This window comes from Halalkalibacterium ligniniphilum (assembly GCF_000334155.1).
GTDB lineage: Bacteria > Bacillota > Bacilli > Bacillales > Bacillaceae_D > Halalkalibacterium > Halalkalibacterium ligniniphilum.
This window is the reverse complement of record NZ_ANNK01000093.1, coordinates 1-5,801: the sequence shown is the minus strand read 5'-3', so window position 1 is coordinate 5,801 and position 5,801 is coordinate 1. Positions and strand designations below refer to the sequence as shown.

Below are 5,801 nucleotides of genomic sequence, written 5' to 3'. Positions count from 1 at the left end.
GCCATCATGTAAGCTTTCTGTCGTTGAAAAAGAAATCCTTTTTTATGAACGGCAGGAGGATACTCCTGGTTATTTAGCGCCGATGCTCTATTTTGATTTCTTGCAAGAGCAAGATCCTGCTTATGTTGAAGGAGTGCTTAAGCACAATGAGTGGGATGTCTTGTCTTTAATTACGCTATATGCTCATCTATCTGCTTTGATTTTAGAGATTGATGAACGGACGTTACATCCAAGGGAGCATTTCGAGTTAGCGCGGTGGTATGAACTGTTAGGAGAGCTTGAATTAAGCAAGCGTCTTTATGAGCAAATGAGTGCGCAGGATTTAAATCTTTATCGAGAAAGTCAGCTTGCACGTGGACGATTAGAGAAAAAGCTAGGAAATTATCAGCAAGCAATCTTTCTTTTTACAGAGCTTGTAGAACAGGACGTTTTTGTTTTGGAGGCTGGAGTAGAGCTTGCAAAGCTGTTTGAACATAAAGAAAAGGACCCTGAAAAAGCTTTAGCCTATGCGAAACAAGCATATCAATCTTTAGGAAATACTGGGCGTTTGCTCAGGCAAATGGACCAACGGGAGAAAAAAGAGCTTGAAAAAAGAATGGAGCGCTTGCAACGTAAATCCCTTGCAAATAACTAGTACACTATTTCCTGGGTAAGCGCAGAAAGCAAGAATTTTCAACGGTTTGTTACAATATTGTGAACAACTGTTTGTAAATGGTTGTAAGATTTGAAAAAGAATTGTCGAAAAAGACGTGAGACAGTAAAATGGGGGATGGAAATAATCTTGATGAAAGAGTGATGGTAATGACTCGCGCCTTAGTCGTTATGTTTTTTGTAATGATTGGTCTTGTATTTTTTGTTATGACTGAAATGCGCAATTCAACCTTTTTTCTTGGATAAAGAGACGAACACCTAATTGTTGTGTGAAGCAGGAACTGTGGGGATAAATAGGTAAAACAACTAGTACCCCTATTAAGCATAGAACATAAGGTAGTATTGAATCTACTAAAAAGGAGGAACTATCTTATGCATTGTCGTCCACGTAGAAGACCTGCGCAAGTTTTACCTGCTGTTGTACATCCGACAAAATGCAATGTCATGCAAAATACGTGTGAATATATTGTACCAGAGATTCACCCTAGTCATACAACGCATTTAACAAATCATGTATACAACCATGTACACAGCTTCCCGCATACTGACTCATATCAACAAAACATCGCGAATCAGCATTTTGTCCAACGTCCGAGGCCAGCACATTACGGCCCAGTAGCTGGGGCGATGGCACCATATGGAGGCCCAGGAGGTCCAGTAGCCGGGGCGATGGCACCATATGGAGGCCCAGGAGGTCCAGTAGCCGGGGCAATGGCACCATATGGGGGGCAACAACCATACGGCCCAGGAGCTGGAGCAATGGCACCATACTGTAAAAAGTCATTTTGGCGTTAACTTGTTCGAGATGGAATAATAGCTATTAATAAAGCGAACTGGTCTCAGTTCGCTTTCCCTCTTTAAAAAGGAGGCAAGGTTCATAGGATGAAAACACTAGCTGTAACGGGATATAAAAGTCATGAGCTCGGGATCTTCGATCAGAATCATGAAGGCATTCACTACATAAAGAAAGCTTTTGAAAAAAGGCTGATTCCTCTTATTGAAGAGGAAACCGAATGGTTTGTGATTAGCGGGCAGATCGGTGTTGAGCTTTGGGTTGCTGAGGTGGTTCTTCAATTAAAGGAAATCTACCCTGATATTAAGTTAGCTGTTCTAACCCCTTTTTTAAAGCAGGAAGAAAACTGGCAGGAACAAACTAAGGAGTACTATCAACATATCCTCAGCCAAGCAGATTTTGTTGAGAGTATTACGAAACGACCATATGAAAGCCGAGCCCAGCTTCGTTTGAAAAATGAATTTATCATTTCAAAAACCGATGGGCTACTGCTTCTTTATGATGAAGAAAAGCCAGGGGCGCCGAGCTATTACTTGGATGTGGCTAAAAAGCGACAAGAGCATGATGAGTACCCAATATTGTACATTACGCCCAATGATTTATATACAATGATCCAAGAGGAACGAGAAGCAGACCCTACCTATTGGAGTGACTAAGTATAATATAATAAATAGAAAATCAAATTGACAATAGCGTAAAGTTTTGAAAAAATAAAAAGAAAACGACCATGACGAGTGAAAAGAACGCTTTGTCCTTACCAAAAAATAAGGTGCATGCGTTTCTTATGAATGGATCAGAGGTGATGAAAAGTGTCGAATCATGACGTGCGATTAACAACAAAGGATATTCTAGAAAAAGATTTTAAAACAAGCATGAGAGGCTATAATCCTGATGAAGTTGATAAATTTCTCGATACAATCATTCAAGATTATGAAGCGTTCCAAAAAAGAATTGAACATTTAGAGCAAGATAATCAGCAGCTTCGCCGTGAAGTGAAGCGAGCTGCTGAGCGACAACAAACTCGCCAAACTTCAAGTCAGTCAACAGGGAGTACGAATTACGACATTTTACAACGACTTTCTAATTTAGAGAAAAAAGTATTCGGAAGCAAGCTATACGAGTAATGACGATGGTTTAAAAAGGGGCGGCGAGCAATTGATTGATGTGTATGTAGATGGGGCAAGTGCAGGGAATCCTGGGCCATCAGGGGCAGGGATTTTTATTAACTTTAAAAATGGTCAAGTAGAACAGCTGTCGATCCCACTTGGTACGATGTCTAATCACGAGGCAGAATACTACGCATTGATTCGTGCGTTAGAGTTTTGCCTGCAGAATGAGATTAAAGGCGCTTCCTTTCGTACGGATTCAAAGCTTATTGATGAAGCGATAGAAAAGCAATACGTAAAAAATAAAACGTACCAGCCCTTACTTCAAGAAGCCCTTAAACTGATCCGACAATTTGATTTGTTTTTCTTGAAATGGATCCCAAGTAAGCAAAACAAAAATGCAGATGAGCTAGCTCGCAAAGCGATATTGAAAAATTAGCTATCGAGGCAAATACTGCTATTGCTTTTACGTATCGTGTTGTATATAATTAAATTTGTCGCTTAAGACAGCATTAGCGTTCAGGTAATCGCTGCATCGTATTGATGTAGAGGAAAGTCCATGCTCGCACGGGCTGCGATGCCCGTAGTGTTCGTGCCTAGCGAAGTCATAAGCTAGGGTAGTCTGGTTTCGACTGGGCTAACGGCAAGGAAAGCACCTACGTCTTCGGATATGGTGTGATACCTTTGAAAGTGCCACAGTGACGTAGTCCATCTGGAAACGGATGGAGTGGAACGCGGTAAACCCCTCGAGCGAGAAACCCAAATTTGGTAGGGGCACCTTCTCGACGGAAATGAACGGATGAGAAGGACAGAAGCTTGATCTTCTGTAGACAGATGATTACCACCTGAGTACGAGGTTCATCACCGTTTGCAGTACAAAAGGTACAGAACATGGCTTATCGAACAGTTAATGAGATGTGATAAAGCGACCCGAACGATTATGAAATGAAAAAGGCACCCGTCAATTTCTTGAAATTGACGGGTTTTTTCGTCTTTCTGTTCATTTTATCTGACCACAATTTCATGTGAGCGTGATAAAACCTTAATTTGGACTTGAACGTTAAAATGGAAAATAGGACTACTATCACGTGGGTTGGTTGACACTTAAAAAAACTCTTTATATAGAATATATCCCCTTTTTCCTAGAATTTTTTATCTGTATTTAGTTGATGACATGTGAAGAAAGGAACGCTTTAATTATCTTCCGTGCTTTTTTTGTCGTTTAACACCTCAATGTACGTATATGCAATAGCAGTCAGGTTTAAGACATGTTAGAATAAACAGAGTCAACATTTTACTTTACTCTTAACATAAAAAGAGTTTTCATACATAAGGAGATCAGAACAATGGAAAAAGTAACACTAATTGCAACCGCAACGATGGGGCTTGAAGCACTTGTTGCAAAGGAAGTACGTGATTTAGGCTATGAGGATGTGGCAGTGGAGAACGGTAAGGTGACCTTTACTTCTGACGTGTCTGCAATCCCTCGCGCCAACCTTTGGCTACGCACGGCCGATCGTGTAAAGCTTAAGGTCGGTGAGTTTAAAGCCTTCACCTTTGATGAATTATTTGAAAAAACGAAAGCTCTTCCGTGGGCCGACCTTATTCCTGTTCATGCTGAGTTTCCTGTCATTGGGAAATCGGTTAAATCAAAGCTTTTTAGTGTTTCTGACTGTCAAGCAATTGTCAAAAAAGCGGTTGTTGAGAGTATGAAAAAACGCTACAAGCGAGGCTGGTTTGATGAGAATGGGCCTCTCTACCGAATAGAGGTCGCTCTCCATAAGGATGTAGCCACATTAACGATTGATACGAGTGGGGTTGGTCTCCACAAGCGAGGCTACCGTTATTTGCATTCTCAGGCACCTTTAAAGGAAACATTAGCAGCTGCCATGGTGATGCTTACAAACTGGAAGCCTGATCGTCCGTTTGCTGATCCATTCTGTGGTTCTGGAACCTTGCCTATCGAGGCTGCGATGATCGGTCAAAACATTGCGCCTGGCTTTAATCGTGATTTCGTCTCGGAAAAATGGCATTGGATCGGCGAAGATAAATGGAACAAGGCCCGTGAGGAAATAGAAGACGTTGCCAACTACGACCAGCCACTTGAGATTCTTGGCTCTGATGTCGATCATCGAATGGTGGAGCTTGCGGCAAATAATGCGATGGAAGCGGGCTTTGGAGAATTACTGCAATTTAAGCAAATGCAAGTAAAGGATTTCCGCCATCGAGGAGAGTATGGCTGTCTCGTCGGAAACCCTCCATACGGTGAGCGACTTGGTGAACGGGAGGAAGTGGAGCAAATGTACCGTGACATGGGACGTGTGTTTCAGGAGCATTTAGACACATGGTCCATCTATGTCTTAACGTCCCATGAAGGCTTTGAAGATTTGTATGGAAAGAAAGCAACGAAAAAACGCAAGCTGTACAACGGAAACCTTAAAACCGACTATTATCAATTCTTTGGTCCAAGGCCGCCGAGAGAATCGAAATAATTCCAAGAATATAACTAATTTATGCTTTTATAACAGCTTTAAATTTCATAATTCTAAGACCATACTCTATTCGATTAATTTTAATAAATGGTGTGGTCTTTTTAAATGGTGAAGCAAAAGGAAAAGGATTTTATGTCTGTTTTGTTTAACGAATTATTCACAGAACGTAGGGGCGCATATCTAACATCCTTAAAACGCAAAGACTATTTCATTATATTTTACTCAGTAAAAACTACTACAATTGTTCAAGTGTATAATAATAGATACAGAACCGAGGGTTATTAAAAAAGAATGCTTAAGTGAAGGATAAAAAAAACGTTGCGGAGTGATTACAACTATGCGCTTTACAAAAATGATCCCCAATTTGTTTACTTTAGGAAATCTCTATTGTGGCTTTCTCTCAATTGGGTATGCTGCAAATGGTCAATATAATAATGCAGCAATCTTGATTCTAATTGGAATGATGTTGGATAGTATGGATGGCAGGCTGGCTAGGATGTTAAAAGCAAATAGTTCTTTAGGGAAAGAGTTAGATTCTTTAGCTGATATTGTTACTTTTGGTGTGGCTCCTTCATTTTTAGTTTATTATACATATTTTGATCAATTTGGATTAATGGGTTTTATGATTGCAGGTTTATTTCCTCTTTTTGGTGCCTATCGATTAGCAAGGTTTAACATCAGTTCAAGCAAATCTTCATTGCACTATTTTGTAGGAGTACCGATTACGGCAGCCGGTGGAATCTTAGCGTTGCTTACTTT

General features: G+C 40.5%; 8 protein-coding genes and 1 other RNA gene. All 9 read left to right on the top strand.

Translation table 11 applies throughout. From position 1 onward, the window contains the following. Positions 1 to 634, top strand: a 634-nt coding sequence (locus BLT_RS21795) for a ribonuclease H-like domain-containing protein (protein ID WP_017727907.1), incomplete at its 5' end; no start/stop codon positions are given. Positions 635 to 762: 128 nt separating this feature from the next. Continuing rightward, on the top strand, positions 763 to 897 hold the full coding sequence (locus tag BLT_RS24695; RefSeq protein ID WP_017727906.1) for a hypothetical protein: 135 nt from the start codon (positions 763 to 765) through the stop codon (positions 895 to 897). 126 nt (positions 898 to 1,023) lie between these two features. After that, positions 1,024 to 1,446, top strand: a complete 423-nt coding sequence (locus tag BLT_RS0111295; protein WP_017727905.1) for a spore coat protein — start codon at positions 1,024 to 1,026, stop codon at positions 1,444 to 1,446. Between the two features lie 87 nt (positions 1,447 to 1,533). Next, positions 1,534 to 2,100, top strand: coding sequence for a DUF1273 domain-containing protein (locus tag BLT_RS0111290; protein ID WP_017727904.1), 567 nt, complete (start codon positions 1,534 to 1,536; stop codon positions 2,098 to 2,100). A gap of 153 nt (positions 2,101 to 2,253) precedes the next feature. Continuing rightward, a complete protein-coding gene (gene gpsB / locus BLT_RS0111285) occupies positions 2,254 to 2,568 on the top strand; it encodes a cell division regulator GpsB (RefSeq protein ID WP_017727903.1) in 315 nt (104 codons plus the stop codon). Between the two features lie 31 nt (positions 2,569 to 2,599). Continuing rightward, positions 2,600 to 2,989, top strand: a complete 390-nt coding sequence (locus BLT_RS0111280; RefSeq protein WP_017727902.1) for a reverse transcriptase-like protein — start codon at positions 2,600 to 2,602, stop codon at positions 2,987 to 2,989. Between the two features lie 76 nt (positions 2,990 to 3,065). After that, positions 3,066 to 3,454: RNase P RNA component class B (gene rnpB / locus BLT_RS23145), an RNA gene on the top strand. A gap of 442 nt (positions 3,455 to 3,896) precedes the next feature. Continuing rightward, the gene (locus BLT_RS0111275; RefSeq protein WP_017727901.1) at positions 3,897 to 5,042 is read left to right on the top strand and encodes a THUMP domain-containing class I SAM-dependent RNA methyltransferase; all 1,146 of its coding nucleotides are present in this window, start codon (positions 3,897 to 3,899) and stop codon (positions 5,040 to 5,042) included. A gap of 337 nt (positions 5,043 to 5,379) precedes the next feature. Continuing rightward, on the top strand, positions 5,380 to 5,801 hold a 422-nt coding region (pssA, locus tag BLT_RS0111270; protein WP_017727900.1), incomplete at its 3' end, for a CDP-diacylglycerol--serine O-phosphatidyltransferase.